The following is a 17,454-nucleotide window of genomic DNA, read 5'->3' as shown; positions in this document are numbered from 1 at the left end:
GTTTATCGCCCGGTGGCCGCACCGGGGAGTTGAGTGGCCGCGATGAGCCCGGTCATGGCCCGGTGAAGTTCCGCGACTTCCGCCCGGCTGAGCTGGAGCCGCTCCATGATGGTTCCCGGCACGGACGTCGCCTGTTGCCTGAGGGCGGCGCCGGCTTCGGTCAAGGTAATGGCGAGGGCCCGTTCGTTTCCGTGGATGCGGTTGCGGGTGACGAATCCTGCTTCTTCGAGCCGGCGCAGGATGGGTGAAAGGGTAGCTGGCTCGTGCAGGAGTGCCTCGCTGATGTCCTTGAGCGTGCGCGGGCTGCGTTCCCACAGGGCGAGCATCACAAGGTACTGCGGATGGGTCAGCCCCATCTTTTCAAGCACGGGCTTGTAGACCCCCACGACGCTCCGCGACGCTACCGTCAGGGCGAAGCACAATTGACGCTCAAGCAAAAGGTCGTCTTCCGGCGAGGCGGTGGTTTCGGCGGCAATGGGTGTGCTTGCGGCAGCCATGGCTTGCTCCGTTCCGTGTCGGCGACCGGCTGTAGCGGTCGATAATTAGTGTACTAATTGTTAGTGTACTCTTAAAGCACAGCATCCTTTTGAGAGAGGGTAGACTAGGTGGCCAAAGAGACCATGACCCAGAGATTCATGCGTGCAACCGGCAAGCTGCGGGTGATTTTCGGTCCGGCGCACAGCAGTTCCCTGGATCATGAAATGACCGAGGAGAACAAGCGCCTCCTCGCGCGGCGCCAGGCCGAAGCGCAGCAATGGGAGACGATCCGCAGACCCGACGGCAGCACCTACGTGGTCCCCAGGAACCCGGACGACAAGTCCCTTCGCTAAAGGCTCCTGCCTCTCAGCGATCGACGCCGACCCGGGCCTTTTACGGGTTCCGGGCGTAAAATTGGCCTCACTGGAACCACTCAGCTCCAACCGCACGGCTGGACCTCGCAGCGGGGAAGGAGGTGGGAATTGTGGGACATGCACTCGATAGTTTCATGAAGGTCACAGATCGACTGCGCTTCTGGTTCGGCCCGGCAACCCGGGGTGACATTGATGCGCCCGTAGTCCACAAGCATGACGACTTCGAGAGGGCGTCGGAAGAAGAACTGGGGCATTTCGTCGTCGAAACAGACGACCAGGGCCACCACTACGGAATCCGCAAGGAAGGCACCTGAAGCAGCTCAGCGGCTCCAAGGCCGCAGCAATGCAAAAGAACCGGAGCATCAGCTCCGGTTCTTTCACGTTTAAGTACTTCAGATCCCGAAGGCGGGTGCCCGACGGCGGGTGCCCGACGGCGGCGGCCGGCAAGCGTCCGGCTAGGCGCCGGCTAGCGGCCGGTGCCGCCATAGACGGTTGCCTCGGCTTCGCCGTCGAGCTCGAACGCCTTGTGGATGGCGCGCACGGCATCATCCAGCAGATCGGCGTGCGTGACCACGGAGATGCGGATCTCCGAGGTGGAAATCATGTTGATGTTGATGCCGGCGTCGGAGAGCGCCTTGAAGAAGGTGGCGGAGACGCCCGGGTGCGAACGCATGCCGGCACCGATCAAGGAAAGCTTGCCGACGTTCTCGTTGTATTCGATGCTTTCGAAGCCGATTTCAGGCTGCGCCGCACGGAGGGCGGTGAGAGCGTCGGCGCCTTCCACGATGGGCAGGGTGAAGGAAATATCCGTGCGGCCGGTGCCGTGGGTGGACACGTTCTGAACGATCATGTCGATGTTCGAGTGTGCCTTGGCGATGACCTGGAAAATTGCGGCGGCCTTGCCGGGAATGTCCGGGACGCCGACCACGGTGACCTTGGCTTCTGAACGGTCGTGTGCAACACCGGAGATGATTGGCTGCTCCAAGGCAACTCCCTCTTGAATCGTGATCTTGTCATCGGCGCTGGGCAGGACCCAGGTGCCTTCGTTCTGGCTGAATGAGGACCGGACGTGCAGGGGCACGCCGAATCGGCGGGCGTATTCCACGCAACGCAAGTGCAGGATCTTGGCGCCGGAAGCTGCCAATTCCAGCATTTCCTCGCTGGAGATACGGTCGATCTTCGTGGCAGTGGAGACCACGCGCGGGTCGGCCGTGTAGATGCCGTCGACGTCCGTGTAGATTTCGCAGACGTCCGCTTCGAGCGCGGCGGCGAGGGCCACGGCGGTGGTATCGGATCCGCCGCGGCCAAGGGTCGTGATCTCCCGGGTGCTCCGGGTCATGCCCTGGAAGCCGGCCACGATAGCGATGTGCCCCTTGTCCAAGGCAGTACGGATGCGGTGGGGGTCGACGTCGATAATGCGGGCCTTGCCGTGGATGCCGTCCGTGATCATGCCGGCCTGCGAGCCGGTGAACGACTGGGCGGAGGCGCCGAACTTGTTGATGGCCATGGCGAGCAGGGCCATGGAGATGCGCTCGCCTGCGGAGAGGAGCATGTCCATCTCACGCGCGGGAGCAGAATCGGTGACTTGGGCGGCGAGATCCAGGAGCTCGTCGGTGGTGTCTCCCATGGCGGAAACCACCACGACAACCTCGTTGCCGGCCTTTTGTGCGTCAACCACGCGGCGGGCAACACGCTTGATGCCTTCTGCATCGGACACCGAGGAGCCGCCGAACTTCTGCACGATCAGCTGCTTGGTCTTGGCAGTCTGCGCGGGCAGGTCTTCGGTTTTCACATCGGTAGTGGGCAAACTCATGCGCGCACCCTCACTGCATCAATTGGGGATCGTACGTTGCGTGGCCAGGTGGCGGCACGGCTACGTGGCTTATGTGGCCAGTTTATCGCCGGGCGCGGCGGCCGGGGGAATTGTGACCAAATCTCGGCCCCTGGGTGCCCGCCGGGTGGTTTCGGCGTGGCGTACGATCAAGACATACGCAGCCTGCGGGCATGTGGGCTCACGGGAATTGAAGCGTACTTGTTCTGTTCGGGGGAAACAGGTGAGTAGAGCATGTCCATAGCTGAAAGTCCAAGAGTCCCGGGCAGCGGCGCCCTCGGGGTATCCGCGGAAGGCGTCTCACGCCGCTTCGGTACGGTCCACGCGGTGGAGCACATCGATTTCCACGCGCCGGCCGGGAAGGTCACGGCGCTCATCGGGCCCAACGGGGCCGGCAAAACGACGCTCCTTCTCATGCTTGCCTCGCTTCTGCGGCCCGACTCCGGGACCGTCCGGATCGACGGCCTCGATCCTCTGCACGACAGCGCGGCCGCCCGGCTTCGGATCGGCTGGATGCCGGACACCCTGGGGGTATGGGAGTCCTTGACCGCGCGCGAAATCCTGGTCCAGATGGCCCGCTTCTACCGTCTGCCCAAGACCGGTATCGCCCAGCGTGTTTCCGGGTTGCTCGAACTTGTCCGGCTGGACCCACTTGCCGACCAGCCGGCCCGGGTCCTTTCCAGGGGCCAGCAACAACGGCTCAGCCTGGCCAGGGCCCTCATCCACGACCCCTCCGTGCTTTTGCTCGACGAGCCTGCGTCCGGCCTCGACCCGGGATCCCGGGTGGAACTCCGAAACCTGCTGCGCCGCCTTGCGGCGGAAGGGAAAGCCGTGGTGGTTTCCTCCCATGTGCTCAGCGAGCTCGATGAAATCGCGGACGGAGCGGTGTTCGTCAGCCACGGCCGCACCGTGAAACAGCAGACCCTCGAGGAGGCGGCCCTGCAGGGCCGGCGCTACGCGATCACAGCCCTCGACAACGGGGCCCTCACAGCAAAGCTCAGCGAACTCGGGCTGGAATACCGTGTAGAGGCGGGCCGCCGCCCGTCGGTCACCTTGCTGTTGACGCACGACGACGGCGCTGCCGCCCTCCTGGGCGAACTCGTCCGGTCCGGCATCGGCGTGGTTTCCTTCGCCCCGGCCGCGGGTGCCCTGGAAGAGACCTACATGAACCTGGATACGGAGAGGCGATGAGCAACGTGACTGAAGCCGTCCCAGGCCCGGCGGAACCGCACGGAATTACGGGAGGCGGGAACGCCGTCGTCGGGTATCTTGGCGGGATACGCGACGTCGTGGTCCTTGAGATGAAACAACGGTTGCGCTCGCGCGGCTGGTACATCATGTTGGGCATCTGGTTCTTTGTGATCGCGGTAGTGACGTGGCTGACCTGGCTCGCCTGGAACGCCAGCATGGAAGCGCGTCGTTCCGCAATGCCTCCGTCGGCACTGTCGCCGCAGGACGGGGCCGGTTCGATGATCTTCGAGGTCGTGCTGGCTTTCGTGCTCCTGTTTGCCCTGCTTGTGGCACCCGCGCTGTCCGCCAATGCCATCAACGGAGACCGGGCCGGAGGCACACTGGCCATCCTGCAGATCACGTTGCTGACTCCGGGCCAGATCCTGTGGGGCAAGTTCTGCGCGGGGTGGCTGGCGGCGCTCGCCTTTCTGGCGACAAGTTCCCCGTTCCTTGTGTTCGGAATGTTCCAAGGCGGGCTGACCCCGGGGCACGTCGTGGTTTCCCTGCTGATGCTGGCCGTGGAACTGGCCGTTGTCTGCGGGATCGGAGTGGGGATTTCGGCGCTTGCCGGGCGGCCCTTGTTCTCGATCGTGGTGACCTACTTGGTCGTCGCCGCATTGGTGGTTGGATCGTTGATTTCCTTCGCACTGGGTGCGCAACTGGCGCAAGGGACGGTGTTGGCCAACTCTCCCGCTAGCCGTTCCGTGCTGTATGCGCCGGTGCAGCCGGATCAACAAGGGCAGCCGATTGAACCAGCGCAGCCGGGCTACAGCTGCGAGGGGCCGCTGGTGGAGCATCCGGCCGTACGGACCGAACGCGTTGCTTGGATGCTCGCGTTGAATCCCTACGTGGTGGTGGCCGACGCGATTCCGTACCCGGACCGGAGCGGGACAGGGTTCTACACGGTCGGGATGATCGAAGGCATCAGCCAGGGTGCCAGGTCCGCGCTCGCCGGCCCGGACCACACTTACCTATGCGCCAACGGCGTGCCGCAGCCGCAGTACCTCGAGCAGACGACGCCCTTGTGGCCGCTGGGACTCGGCCTGCAACTGCTCCTGACGGGGCTGCTCATGTGGCTCGGCTGGCGTTCGCTGCGGACGCCCGCAAGCCGGCTGGCCAGCGGCACACGGATCGCGTAAGCCGGGCGGTTTCGTAAGGGTCCGCAACGGCGTCGGGGGTTTTCCGGGAAGCGCGCTGCCTAAATGAGGGCGTTGCGGCGGCCCTCGAAGGCCCTTCCGAGGGTAACTTCGTCCGCGTACTCCAGGTCTCCGCCCACAGGGAGGCCGGAAGCAAGCCTGGTGACCGTGATGCCGATCGACTTCAGCATGCGTGCCAGGTAGGTGGCCGTCGCTTCGCCTTCAAGGTTGGGGTCGGTCGCGATGATGATTTCCTGGATGGCGCCGTCGTTGAGCCTTGTGAGGAGTTCGCGGATGCGGAGCTGCTCGGGCCCGATACCGGCGATCGGATTGATCGCGCCGCCGAGGACGTGGTAACGGCCGCGGAAAGACCGGGTGCGTTCCACGGCCAGGACATCCTTGGATTCTTCCACCACGCAGATCACGGAGGGGTCGCGCCGCGGATCGCGGCAGATGTTGCACAGCTCCTGCTCGGTGACATTGCCGCAGACAGTGCAGAACTTCACCCGTTCTTTGACTGTGGTGATGGCCGCGACCAGCCGCTTCATGTCCTCGGGATCGGCCTCGAGGATGTGGAAGGCCAGGCGCTGCGCCGACTTCGGCCCGACGCCGGGGAGCCGGCCGAGTTCGTCGATCAGCTCTTGTACTGCGCCTTCGTACACAATGTCCTCGTTCGTTTGGTGTAGACGCCGCTGTTGTTCGGCGGCGTCGCGGTTTGGTGGCACCTTTTGCGGGCGCCGGCGGGCTCTCAAGCGGGGTTCCAAGAGGTTCCCCGCCGAACCCCGTGCGTGCCCGGCGCAGGGTGCTGTTACGGCGTCTCTTTATTAGCGGCGCATGCCGTCCAGCGACCGTTCTTCCAGTAGCTTTCCGCCCAGAATACGCTCGACGGCGGCGCGTCCAAAGACTCCCGACTCCTCGATAGTTTCGTCGTCGGCACTCGGGATGTCTTCCACGACGATGCCGGGCGCGACGGCGGTCCGTGCCGGTGCTTTCTCGCGGCCGGCCATGGCTTCGGGGCTGTTCGAAAGCCGTTGGTAGAGGCTCTGCTTCCCGGGTCCCGAGGGCGCCGGCGCTGCTGCAGGGGCCGGGGCCGCTTGGGCAGGGGCCGGCGGAGCGGGTTGCGCGAGTGCTGCGGCCGAGTGCGCGGTTTCGCCTCCGGGCGTCGCTGCTGCCGGTGACGTGCCGGCGGGCGATGTGGCCGCCGGGGGTGTACTGCCTGGTGATGTGCCTGTGCCTGTGCCTGTGCCTGTGCCGGAGGCCGTGGGCTGGGGCGCCGACCAAGTCGTTGACCAGTCGGCGGCTGGTGCCGTGGCCGCGGGCGGTGCCGAAGCCTGCGGCTGATTTGGAATCTGGGCGGCGGCAGGTTCATAGACGGGACTGGGTGTCGCCGGCGCGGATGAAGCGGCCTGGCCGTCAGGGACCGCAGAGCCCGCGGAACCGACGTTGGACTCGGTGCCGACCACCCACGAGCCCGGCGCCTGCTCGACAGCCCTGGACCATGGATCTTCCGAGGCCTCGGACTTCTTCCCCGCAGGTGCCTGGATGGAGCGCTTGATCTTGGGGGTAGAGCTGGCCGTGGGCATGGCGGTGAAGCCCAGGGATGCCGGCGGCTCCCAATCCATGGGCGGTTCTTCGTCCAGCGGGGGAGCGTCCTCGTCCCGCGGGGGACCCCAGTCATCGTCCGAATACGAGTAGTCCGCGGCCGGGTCCGTCGGTGCCGCGGCGGTCGACGCGGCTGCTGGGGCGAACGATGCCGGGGCGGCTGCTGAGGCCGGAGCCTGTGCAGCAGGAACGGGTTGGGTCGGAGCTGCGGGCGCGGAAGGAACCTGCCCCGACGTCGCCGGCGCCCCTGGTGTTTGTGCCGTGGATGCTGGTTGCGCCGTTCGGGCTGGTTGAGCTGTTGGTGCTGGTGCCGGGTCGGCTTTGTCTGCTTCCGGGGCAGCAGGGATCTGTGTCGCAGGGGCAAGTCCCCATGCGCTGTCCACAGCGGACGACACAGCTGGAGAGGCGCCAACCCCTACAGGTGGCGCCGGGTCAGTAGGTGCTTTTGGGTTTGGTTCAGAGCTACCTAAGCTGTTGCCGCCAACGACCGAAGTGATCTGGCAGTCGATGCCGATTGTCTTGTGGATGGCCTGGCGTAGGTTCTCGGCATGGTCTGCGCGGCTGAAGGCGCTCGCAAGGCCGTCAGTGCTGAATGCAAGAGTCAGAAGTTGGCCGTCGAACTGCGCCACCTGCGCGTTTGCTCCCACCAGCGCCCAGCTGCTGCGTTTGATCTTGGTCAGCGTCTGGAGGATCTCGGGCCAAGCCCGCCGGATCACCTCTACATCGGCGCCACCGGTAGCGGGGCGAGGGGCCGGCGAGGGTGCTGGGGGTTGTGCGGGCGCTGGCGCCTGGGCGGGCGCGGGCGTGGGTTCTTGGGCCGGTGCCGTTACGGCCTGGGCGCGTTCCTGATCGGTGGCTGACGGAGCCGCCGGCGCACTGTCAACGGGCTGCGTCGCAGGAGCTTGAGCCGGTGCATGCGCAGCTGCTTCGGGACCGGGGCGGCTGGCCTGTTGCCTATTTTCATCCACGGGCCAGTCTGTAGTGGAAACGCGGGGCGGTGTCAGTTGTTCCCTGGACGGTTCCCCGGAAACAGGCTGAGGGCCGGAAGCCGGAGCCTGGGCGACCTCGACGGGCCTGGATGTGGGTGCCTGAGGCGAGGGTGAGCCGAGGCTTGGTGAGTCGGAAACCGTGCTGGCAGCCGCCGTCGGGCCTTCCACTGGTTGATCCGCTGGGCGGGAAGTCGGCGCGGCGGAAGTGGAAGGAGCCGAAGCAGCTTCCACGGGAGGGAGTGCGCCGCCATAGTTGAGGCGGCGTTCGACGCGGTCGATCCGGGCCGCGATGCCGCGTTCGGTCTGCTCGGAACTGGGCAGCAGGATCCGGGCGCAGAGCAGTTCGAGATGCAGCCGGGGCGAGGTGGCGCCCGTCATTTCAGTGAGCGCGGTGTTAGTGACATCGGCGGCACGCGAGAGCTCAGCGGCACCGAGGTTGTTGGCCTGGCTACGCATACGGGCGATTTGGTCCGCCGGCATGCCGCGGAGGATTGCCTGGGCGCTTTCGGGCATGGCTTGGACGATGATGAGGTCGCGGAACCGCTCCAGCAGGTCCTCGACGAAGCGCCGGGGATCGTGACCGGTTTGGATGACCCGGTCCACGGCACGGAAAACGGTGGCCGAATCGGACGCGGCGATTGCCTCTACGACGTCGTCGAGCAGTGAAGCATGGGTGTATCCAAGCAACGCGACAGCGAGTTCATAGTCCAGGCCGTTGGGTCCGGCGCCGGCCATGAGCTGGTCCAGGACGGAGAGGGAATCGCGCACCGAACCACCGCCGGCCCGGATGACAAGGGAGAGCACGCCAGGAGCTACGGGCACGTTCTCCTGTTGGCAGAGAAGCTCGAGGTACCGCATCAGGGGCTCGGGCGGCACCAGCCGGAAGGGGTAGTGGTGCGTGCGGGAGCGGATGGTGCCGATGACCTTGTCCGGCTCAGTGGTGGCGAAGATGAATTTGATGTGTTCCGGCGGCTCTTCGACGATTTTCAGCAGCGCATTGAAGCCGGCAGAAGTGACCATGTGGGCTTCGTCAATGATGAAGATCTTGTAGCGGTCCCGGACCGGGGCGAAGGTGGCGCGTTCGCGGAGATCGCGGGCGTCGTCCACGCCACCGTGGCTGGCGGCGTCGATCTCGATGACGTCGAGCGAGCCGGAGCCGCCGCGGGCCAGCTCAACGCAGCTGTTGCATTTTCCGCAAGGAGTGTCCGTGGGGCCTTCGGCGCAATTGAGGCAGCGGGCAAGGATGCGGGCGGACGTGGTTTTTCCGCAGCCGCGCGGGCCGGAAAAGAGGTAGGCGTGGTTGACCCGGTTTTTGCGTAGGGCCGTCATGAGCGGCTCCGTGACGTGTTCCTGCCCGATAACGTCCGCGAAAGAATCGGGGCGATATCTGCGGTAAAGAGCAGTAGTAACAGTCACAGGGAAAACCTACCTATAGGGACTGACATTTAAATAAGAGACCCCTCATGCACCCGCCAGAGCCCATCTACCCTTGCTACCTTCCGGTCCTGGGGGAGTTCAACAGGATGACGCCACATGAGGGGCCGTCGATAAGCTTACCCGAAGTTGTCGGGCCCTCCGAATTTGCGGACATGGGCCATGTGAGAGCGATGAAATGGACATGTCCCCTCGGTGCTTGGTGGTTCCATGGGACATGCCCCCTGTTAGAGCCAAGGACTGGACATATTCGTATTCTGCCCAGCGCTCAAGGGGTGGGGAGGGCATGTCCAATTGCGGGGGAGGGGCTGTCCAGTGCTTGAGGGGTCGGGGAGGGCATGTCCTGTGTGTGGGCTAGCGCCAGCCGTTCACAAGCCACGTCATGAATGCAGGCTCCTCATAAGGGTGGGCTGAGCGCAGAGCATGCACTACGGCGTCGAGCAAGTCCGCCTCAACTAAGCACTCGACCCGGATTTCCGGCACCTTTTCCCCTTGCCCCACGGCTCCGATGAACGGTTGTGCACCCGGCAATGGTGTGAATCGTCCGGTGCCGGGGGTGGTGAAGGAGCAATGCGAATAGTCGCCGATTCTGCCAGCCCCGGCATCGCCGATCGCAGCCAGCAAGCTCTCGCTATGCGATGCCGGAACGTAGACGACGAGGGCGTGCAGTTGGCTCATGGCACCATCCTCCCAGTGCTCGCCGAAAAACAGGTCAGAGGATGGTTCTTAATCTCCATTGCCAAACCGCTGAACGGAGCGGACTATGGGTATGTACACCGATTGGGGCAATCTCAAGATTGTGAGCTGCAGGGCCTGGTTTCAGGGGCTGGACCCAGCAGCTCAACGGAGTGCCGGAGGAATGGACGCATTGGGGGCGTCCATTTTTACGTTTAAGCCCACGGAGGGCAAGCTCGTAAGCCCACGGAGGGCAAGCTCGGCATCATGAAAGTCCCGATTGGGCTATGCCGAAATTCTCGGGTACAGTGGAGTCTGCTTTTGATTCAGAAGCATGGAGAATTCGCCTAGCGGCCTATGGCGCACGCCTGGAACGCGTGTTGGGTTAACGCCCTCGGGGGTTCAAATCCCCCATTCTCCGCGAGAAGTGCCCCTAGATTTCAACGATCTAGGGGCACTTTTGCGTCTACGTTGACACGGGGCCCGGATTTGTTGACAGACCTCGGCGTTACAGTGCTCGTATGGCAAGTATTCGAAAGCGTGGACGTGCAGATGGGACAGCCTCATACGCCGTTCTCTGGCGTGACTCCGGACACCGGCAAGCAAACCTCCTACCCCTGGGAAAGCGAAGCGGAAGCGCTGAGGTTTAAGCGCCTGGTGGAGGCCAACGGGAACTCGCTGAGTGCGGTAGAGAAGATCCTGGAGAAAGTAGCCATCGGAGGGCCGACCGTAGCGGACAACCTCCTTCGGCATGTCGAGCTGCTTACGAGTGCCGGCCCGGACCAGATCAAGCGCTATGAACGAGCGATCAACAACTACTTCGGTGGGCGTATTGGGAAGATCCCCGTTGCCGCTGTCGAGCACGAGGACGTCATTCTGTGGATCAAATCCATGCAGGGGAGCAGCTACAACGGCAAGCCGCTGTCCGCCAAGACGATTGCGAACCATCACGGGCTATTATCGGCGTCAATGGAGACGGCTATCCGACTCAAGCACCGCGCTGACAACCCATGCCGTGGGATCAAGCTGCCCAAGGATGACGCGACAGAAGAGAAGATGTACTTTATGACGGCGCAAGCATCTCTTGAGATCGTCAACGCGCACCCCGAGCGCTACCAGGTCTTCGTATCCTGCCTGCGTGCGACCGGGGCGCGCTTCGGAGAGGTGACCGCTTTCTATGCGGATGACTTTGACCTCGATGGCGCAACGCCGTCCGTACGGGTGGAGCGGGCCTGGAAGCGTGACGAGAATAACCGGTTCTACATTGGACCGCCAAAGACGAAGAAGTCCCGACGCACGATCAGTCTGCCGCCGTCGTTCGTGAAGTGCGTTCGCCCCCTTGTGGAGGCTACCGAGCCGGGTCAGCACGTGTTCCGCACCACCTACGGCGGTCCGGTCCGGCACTCGACCTTCTGGCAGTTCTGGAACGACGCCATCGAGACGCTCGACTATCCGAAGGATTACAGGCCGCGCATTCACGACATGCGCCACACTCACGCGTCACTGATGCTGGCCGGGGGCATGAGTATCTATGAGCTCTCCCGTCGGCTCGGGCATGAGAGTATCCAGACCACCATTGACCGATATTCCCATCTGGTTCCGGACGCGCACTTCCGAGCAATCGACATTGCCGAGCGCGCGCTGGAGGCATGAGGGAGCAAGGTGTTGCGCTAACATGAGTGTCAAGTGACGGTATCAACAACCTGTGGATAAGTAATGTTTCCCAAGGAATTGCCATCGTTCCGTCGCAAGCTAAGGAAGAGGGGGGTGTAATGCGCTGGATAGACTCGTTGGGAGCCGAAGATGTTTGCATCTGGAACACCGAGAAAACAGCCACGGAGGCTCTCCGGGAATTCGTGGTGGATGAGGAGCAGCGCTTTCGACCGCCAATCGATCCTTCCTGCATTGCGCACGACCTTGGCGTCGAAGTGCGCTACATCAGTGCGGAGAACTCTCTTTCGGGCTTCGTTGCGAAGGAACAAGAGGATGTCCCTGCAATCATCTACGTGAATGACAGCCACAGCGCTGTCCGGCAGCGATTCACCATCGCGCACGAACTTGGACATTACATTCAAGAGACCGCCCGCGGAAAGAAGACGTTCCAAACGCTGAAGCGGCTCAAAGGCCATTCCGACCAGGGCACCGATGAAAAGGAGCGGTGGGCGAACGGATTCGCAGCCGCCCTTCTAATGCCCGCCGGTGCGACTAAGCGCCTGTATGCATCGGGAGAGACAGTACGTGAAATGGCTGAGCGCTTTGGGGTATCTACATTGGCAATGGAGTACCGGCTGGCTAACCTCGGCGTAGCCTGAGCATGCCGGTAGATGTTGACGAGGCCATCAAGGAATACCTAAGCGGCCTCCGCAGTGACACCGAGGGGCAAAAGCCCCCTCGCGGACACAGAGGTGGCGGAAATTGGTTCACCCGATGGTGGGGGAGCCTCTTTATCGTTCGCTTGTGGCGAGGAGCAACAAACCGAATACTCGTATTCGTAGAGTCATCCGACCCACTGGCTCTGACTGGCGGGGACACGGCAAGCGCAAGCGACAAGCAACGCGAGTCGCTTCATCGAATCATGAAGACCAATCAGAGGCTTCGTCTTCGGAGGCTTGTCGCCAACTGGGCGATCTTCTTTGTAACCCTTCAGCTTGCTTGCTCCAACTGGTTCTTCTGGACCTACCTAGCGGAGAACCGGTTCTCTGTACCAGAAGGGGTGATGATCTCTTGGATGTCAGCATGTGTCGTCGAAGTTATCGGGATCCTTGTTGTTATCGCAAGGTCGCTGTTCCCTAAGAGAGATCGCCTCAGTTCCGAAAAAGATTCTAAGTGACCTCTGGCGGCCGGCCGGCCTTGAGCTCGTCAGTCGGCCTCGCAGTTACCGATGGTTCGCCGGACGCGCACGACTCATAATCGTGAGGTCGGGAGATCGAGCCTCCCCACCGCTACCAAGTGAAAATCCCCTAGAAATCAACAGTTCTGGGGGATTTTTTCATGCTTCAGATAAGTGCCGAAGTGACCTCACTGTAGCTACTCATGTAGCTACGCGCCACGCTCGGCCACGGCTCGACTGAGGGGGACAGGTGGCGTCTAGCGCTCGGAATGATTGTGCCTACACCGCCCGTAAAGATTTCGTAAAAATATCCGGTTTGGCCTGATGCTTGCCGATAGCTTGGACACGTGCCGCCACTTGGAGTTCCCCCCATTTTCTCTGGGTGGCGGCCTCTCCATGCTTGCCTCCGCTTAGACTGTGCCAGTGGGCGTTACCTGCACTATCGAAGCGCCGGACGGCAGCTTCAGCCAGCTCGGCACGTCTGCACCAACTCAAGCGGGGAGCTGAACCAGATGTACATTTTCGAATTGACCCGGCCCGGCTCCTGGCTCACCGGGATACCCGATCCGGAACGCCAGCGGGACGTCCAGGCACTGCTCGACCTTCTGACCACTTGTCTAGAAGATGCGGCAATTTCACTGTCCCTATTTGAACAGGCTGCGGCAGAAGCGCGCGCGTCGGATCTCCAACGTCGAGATGACATTGAGACGACATGGGACGCAGAGCGGGCCCGTGAGCATAGAATCCAGTCTGAGCTCGAGGCGCAACTACCGGATGACCTCGCATCATCGGACTGGTTCGACGTTCGGACGAGGATAATGCGGCAGTCTCTTGTCGAAGCTAAGCGTGAGCGTTGGTGCGAAGGTTCAATTCCAAAGTCTTACCGTTCCCGCGTCCGGGTTTTACATGCAAAATCATGCCTCTACGCTTTCGATACAATCGCTAAATCACTCAAGCTTTTGAAGGAAATGCCTGAATCACATGAGGGCATGGCCCGAGCATGCTCGATTTTCTCTGATGCGTTTCCTGGCCTGGTCGGGGTCAGGGACTCGTCCCACCACGCGGAAGACCGGGTGCAGGCTAAAAAGCGCGCGAATAGGATTGAGCTTCAGCCGCTCATCAACAGCGCCATTCACGCCCCGCAGGGCGGCGTTCTGTTCGTGAATTCCATCTTCGACAACCGATTCGGTGGGACGCTAGCCGATGGCACCTTCGGGGAGATTGAGATAAGCACCGAATCGGTCGCGATAGCTCAACAGGTGGTCCAATTAGCACTTGACGGCTTTCAATGGGAAGGCCCCGCGAGTCATTTGCCACACTAGGCAGTGCTCTTCCGCCCTGAGTCGGTCCATTGGGCAGCGCCGGTCGACAATCATGCACCAAGGCCGCGTCCTGACACCATGGAGGATCCTGCGGCATGATGAAGTGATGTGCGGACGCTATGTTGTTTCGAAATCAACTGCCGACTTGATGGCCGCCTTCGACGTCAGAGAGTCGTACATCGAGGAGCTGAAGCCTTCCTACAATGAAGCTCCCACTGACACTGTGCCGTTGATCTTGGACCGAAGTTCGGGCGACGGCGAGCCGGTGACGAGGAAGCTTGTGCCTGCCCGCTGGGGTTTGGTGCCGTCGTGGGCGAAAGACCCCAGAGGCGGCGCTCGGCTGATCAACGCCCGGATGGAAACTGTCACCGAGAAGCCATCCTTCCGGAAAGCTGCCTCGACCAGGCGCGGTTTGCTTGCTGGCGACGGCTACTACGAGTGGGAGAAGAAGCCGGGCGGCGGGAAGATCCCGACTTACCTGCACGATGCCGATGACCAGATCCTGGCGTTCGCGGCACTGTTCGAGAACTGGCCAGATCCAGCACTGCCGGACGGTCACCCTAAGAAGTGGTTGCGGACGGCCACGATCATCACCACGGCGGCCTCAGATGCCCTTGGCCATATCCATGACCGGACACCGCTGATCGTGCCGCCTGAAATGTTCTCGGACTGGCTCGACCCTGAAACGACGTCGGAGGCAGATGTTCGCGCCCTGCTGGACTCCATGCCCGAACCCCATTTAGTGCCCCGCATCGTAAGCGACAAGGTCAACTATGTCCGGAACAACGGGCCCGAACTCGTCCAGCCGGCCACCTGACGCCCGCTAACTATGCTCATTGTCTGCCCGCGGTGGGAGGCTCTGGCTGTGGAGGAAAAGAAGTTCTGGGGACCGCCGCGTGCGCGCAAGGTCACGCCCGTGGTACCCCCTGTGGATCCTGCAGCCCTGGAGGGTGCGACGAAGCCCAAGGAACCGCTGCCGGTCTTCGTGAAGCTCGACTACGAAAGCGGGCAAAGCCACGAGGTGCCCGCTTTCGCATACGGGTGGACGAAGGTGCATGTGTTGGTGTCAGTGCCCTGGCCGATGGATTACTACGAAGGCCGCAAAGAAGTCTGGGTGGAAGCATCCAGAGTGCGACGTCGGACAATCGACCCAAGAGTGCGTTAAAGATCCGAGAGCGCGTTAAATACGAAAACAGCCCCTCACCGTGGGGGACGGCGAGGGGCTGTACGTGTGTAGTTGTGGGCGCGGGTACACGGGCCCGCAAGTTACCAGGCGCCCATTCCCACAGGCCCGAAGCTGGCTCGGTCCGAGGTGAGCTCGGAAGATCAAGCCTATTCATCGCAGGCTGCAGATGACAAGGGGCACTTGACCATGTCTTATGGGCCGTACAATGTCCAAAAACATATGGTTTATTGGGGGAACTGAGTGGCCGCCTTGTCGATGAAATACCGGGAGCTTGATCTTGACGTAGTCCGCGGGGTAGCGATATTGCTCGCCATGGGCTGGCACTTCAACGCAGTTACTGGCATTCCTGTGATTGATGTCCTGCTTTGGCCGGGTCATGCGATCGGCTGGGCCGGCGTTGACCTGTTTTTCGTCCTCAGCGGTTTCCTTGTAGGTCGGATCTTGCTGAAAGAACGAATAAAAACAGGAGCGTTTGACCGCTGGCGGTTCATGAAGCGCCGGGCGCTCAAGCTCTGGCCAGTGCTGTATGTCTACCTCATTGCCGAGCTCTTCATGAGCAACAACGGCTGGCAAACTTTCTTCCTTCAGAACATCGTGCATCTCCAGAACTACCTTGGCACTTCGCTGTCGCAGCTCTGGTCCCTGGCGGTGGAGGAACACTTCTATCTACTTGCCGCCATCCTCTTCCCCATATTTGCACGGCGCGGCGGTCAACCGAAGATCCTGCTGACGATCATGACTTCAGTGCTCGCTGCGTGCCTGTTGTTCCGTTTCATCGGTGCAGCAGCCGGTGCTTCGGAGGTGCAAATTCAATGGCAAACGCATTTCCGCGCAGATTCGCTAGCGGCTGGCGTGATCCTCGCCGTCCTATCAGTGCACTACGAACCCATGTTCACGCGGATGCTGAAGCTTCGATGGCTGTGGCTTGGCCTTACCGTGGCCGGGACCGCTTTTCTGGTAATAGTCCCGAGACCTAGCTTCATTGGAGACACCGTAGGCTATACCGTCGCTTACATAACAGCAGGGTCTTTCATCCTCCTTCTGTATAAGGCGGCGTGGATTCCCAAAACGCAATGGGCGTTGCGCCCGCTCGGCCGGTTGGGTCTATATTCGTACGGGCTCTACATCTGGCATGCTGCAGCCGCGGGGTTCCTGGTCATGGTGTTGACTAAGGCTGCGCCCGTCGTACCCGCAGCAGCGTTTGTGATGGAAAGCCCGGTGCTGGTCGTCGTGCTCAAATACGCTATCGCGATCGCCACAGGCATCGTGATGACGATCGCGATCGAATGGCCAGCACTGCGTATCAGGGATCGATTCTTCCCCTCTGAAGTGCATGCAACTGACCGTCCGAACGCTCCAACTGTCAGTGAGGTATCTGTTGCGTCAGGCCAAGTGGCCGACGTCGCCTCAAACCCGTAGGCCGATAACGCTAAGCGATGCGATCTCAGCTTTGGGGGCTCAGTCGCGGCCTGCGCTGGTCGCCCCAATGCAGTGGTAGTTCAGGCCTTACGCGTCCCTTATGATTGGGGCAAACTACTTCTTGGGGGATGCCTTGAAACGTCGCGCCTTGCTTGTCTTCGCTGTGACTGCTGCCGTTCTGGCCGGATGCGCCGAGGCACCGCCGGTATCAGATCAGGTGCAGTCTTATTACGACAGCCACAAGTCCTTGCAAGCCGCTTCACCGGCCATCAAAACTCTCGCTTTCGCCGCATATGGTGACTCGATCACCAACGGCAATAGTCCGGATTTCGCGGCGGGCAAGTTTGGCTCCCTGTCCTGGGCAAGCTATTTAGGCGATGGCTTCACTTTCGCGGGCGGGTGGGCGCAGGGTGGCGTCAAGTCTGAGACGATGCTCCAGCATGCTACCCCGATAAAGGCTGACGTGTTGGTACTCCTTGCCGGGGCCAACGACTATGCCAACAGTGTCCCGTTTGATCAGACAACAGCGAACCTTGATGGCATCGTGGCAAAGACCGGGGTTGCGCGTGTCGTTCTTTCAGCGGTTCCACCTCGAGATGCCACGCCAGATGCGGCAACGGTGTTCAATCAGAAGCTTGAACAGTTGGCCACGGCCCGTAAGTGGCAGTTCATTGATCCTATGGCCGGGGTACGCAACGGCGACCGCTACGCCCCTGGCATGACCGCGGACGGAGTCCACCCCACCGAAGCAGCGGCCAAGATCATCGGCCAGTCACTCTCCGCCGCGATCAAGGGCGCCCATCCGTGAACTACTTGCCCGTGCGTGTCTTTCAGGCCCTATACTCTCTGCATGGGGATTCGACCGATTGACCGACTGCTGATCTGGTTGAACCGTCCGCGTAAGTGCGCTGAGTGCGGGGTCCGCGTTTCCGAGAACCCCGCATCGCTA

The 17,454-nt window shown here is 62.0% G+C and carries 16 protein-coding genes, 1 tRNA gene and 1 other RNA gene; 12 read left to right on the top strand and 6 right to left on the bottom strand.

Going from position 1 to position 17,454, the window contains the following annotated elements; translation table 11 throughout:
• Positions 1–2: 2 nt before the first annotated feature.
• Positions 3–497, bottom strand: coding sequence for a MarR family transcriptional regulator (locus AB0O52_RS17800; protein ID WP_364540216.1), 495 nt, complete (start codon positions 495–497; stop codon positions 3–5).
• A gap of 123 nt (positions 498–620) precedes the next feature.
• Between AB0O52_RS17800 and AB0O52_RS17795 the strand changes: the two genes are divergently transcribed.
• Both AB0O52_RS17795 and AB0O52_RS17790 read left to right on the top strand, forming a co-directional pair.
• Entirely contained in the window at positions 621–830 is a 210-nt protein-coding gene (locus AB0O52_RS17795) for a hypothetical protein (RefSeq protein WP_364540213.1), read from the top strand.
• 155 nt (positions 831–985) lie between these two features.
• Positions 986–1,165, top strand: coding sequence for a hypothetical protein (locus AB0O52_RS17790; RefSeq protein ID WP_364540259.1), 180 nt, complete (start codon positions 986–988; stop codon positions 1,163–1,165).
• Positions 1,166–1,317: 152 nt separating this feature from the next.
• Here the strand turns inward: AB0O52_RS17790 and AB0O52_RS17785 are convergent, their stop codons facing one another.
• A complete protein-coding gene (locus AB0O52_RS17785; RefSeq protein WP_364540210.1) occupies positions 1,318–2,664 on the bottom strand; it encodes an aspartate kinase in 1,347 nt (448 codons plus the stop codon).
• A 252-nt stretch (positions 2,665–2,916) separates the two neighbouring features.
• On the opposite strand from AB0O52_RS17785, the gene AB0O52_RS17780 reads away from it, so the two are divergent.
• Entirely contained in the window at positions 2,917–3,873 is a 957-nt protein-coding gene (locus AB0O52_RS17780; protein ID WP_364540208.1) for an ABC transporter ATP-binding protein, read from the top strand.
• Positions 3,870–5,051 (top strand): ABC transporter permease subunit, encoded by a 1,182-nt coding sequence (locus AB0O52_RS17775; protein WP_364540205.1) that lies wholly within the window; start codon positions 3,870–3,872, stop codon positions 5,049–5,051. The genes AB0O52_RS17780 and AB0O52_RS17775 overlap by 4 nt, the downstream gene beginning before the upstream one ends.
• 59 nt (positions 5,052–5,110) lie before the next feature.
• Here the strand turns inward: AB0O52_RS17775 and recR are convergent, their stop codons facing one another.
• From recR to AB0O52_RS17755, 4 genes are all read right to left on the bottom strand, one after another.
• A complete protein-coding gene (gene recR / locus AB0O52_RS17770) occupies positions 5,111–5,710 on the bottom strand; it encodes a recombination mediator RecR (RefSeq protein WP_364540202.1) in 600 nt (199 codons plus the stop codon).
• A 162-nt stretch (positions 5,711–5,872) separates the two neighbouring features.
• Entirely contained in the window at positions 5,873–9,055 is a 3,183-nt protein-coding gene (locus AB0O52_RS17765; protein WP_364540199.1) for a DNA polymerase III subunit gamma and tau, read from the bottom strand.
• 33 nt (positions 9,056–9,088) lie between these two features.
• Positions 9,089–9,185: signal recognition particle sRNA small type (gene ffs, locus AB0O52_RS17760), an RNA gene on the bottom strand.
• 242 nt (positions 9,186–9,427) lie between these two features.
• On the bottom strand, positions 9,428–9,751 hold the full coding sequence (locus AB0O52_RS17755; protein ID WP_364540196.1) for a hypothetical protein: 324 nt from the start codon (positions 9,749–9,751) through the stop codon (positions 9,428–9,430).
• A gap of 333 nt (positions 9,752–10,084) precedes the next feature.
• On the opposite strand from AB0O52_RS17755, the gene AB0O52_RS17750 reads away from it, so the two are divergent.
• The 8 genes from AB0O52_RS17750 to AB0O52_RS17715 all read left to right on the top strand — a co-directional run bounded on the left by AB0O52_RS17750 (position 10,085) and on the right by AB0O52_RS17715 (position 17,313).
• Positions 10,085–10,169 (top strand) — tRNA-Ser (locus AB0O52_RS17750).
• 119 nt (positions 10,170–10,288) lie between these two features.
• Positions 10,289–11,401, top strand: a complete 1,113-nt coding sequence (locus AB0O52_RS17745; protein ID WP_364540193.1) for a site-specific integrase — start codon at positions 10,289–10,291, stop codon at positions 11,399–11,401.
• 119 nt (positions 11,402–11,520) lie between these two features.
• Complete coding sequence (locus AB0O52_RS17740; RefSeq protein ID WP_364540190.1) at positions 11,521–12,060, top strand: ImmA/IrrE family metallo-endopeptidase; 540 nt, start codon at positions 11,521–11,523, stop codon at positions 12,058–12,060.
• A 1,030-nt stretch (positions 12,061–13,090) separates the two neighbouring features.
• Complete coding sequence (locus AB0O52_RS17735) at positions 13,091–13,900, top strand: hypothetical protein (protein WP_364540187.1); 810 nt, start codon at positions 13,091–13,093, stop codon at positions 13,898–13,900.
• A 52-nt stretch (positions 13,901–13,952) separates the two neighbouring features.
• Positions 13,953–14,717 (top strand): SOS response-associated peptidase, encoded by a 765-nt coding sequence (locus AB0O52_RS17730; RefSeq protein ID WP_364540184.1) that lies wholly within the window; start codon positions 13,953–13,955, stop codon positions 14,715–14,717.
• Between the two features lie 48 nt (positions 14,718–14,765).
• Positions 14,766–15,065 (top strand): hypothetical protein, encoded by a 300-nt coding sequence (locus AB0O52_RS17725; RefSeq protein ID WP_364540181.1) that lies wholly within the window; start codon positions 14,766–14,768, stop codon positions 15,063–15,065.
• Positions 15,066–15,341: 276 nt separating this feature from the next.
• The gene (locus tag AB0O52_RS17720) at positions 15,342–16,505 is read left to right on the top strand and encodes an acyltransferase (RefSeq protein ID WP_364540256.1); all 1,164 of its coding nucleotides are present in this window, start codon (positions 15,342–15,344) and stop codon (positions 16,503–16,505) included.
• 100 nt (positions 16,506–16,605) lie between these two features.
• A complete protein-coding gene (locus AB0O52_RS17715; protein ID WP_364540178.1) occupies positions 16,606–17,313 on the top strand; it encodes an SGNH/GDSL hydrolase family protein in 708 nt (235 codons plus the stop codon).
• Positions 17,314–17,454: the final 141 nt, after the last annotated feature.

The sequence above is a fragment of the Arthrobacter sp. NPDC080073 genome, from assembly GCF_040686575.1.
GTDB lineage: Bacteria > Actinomycetota > Actinomycetes > Actinomycetales > Micrococcaceae > Arthrobacter.
The sequence above is the reverse complement of the archived record's forward strand: the minus strand, read 5'-3'. Positions and strand labels throughout refer to the sequence as shown.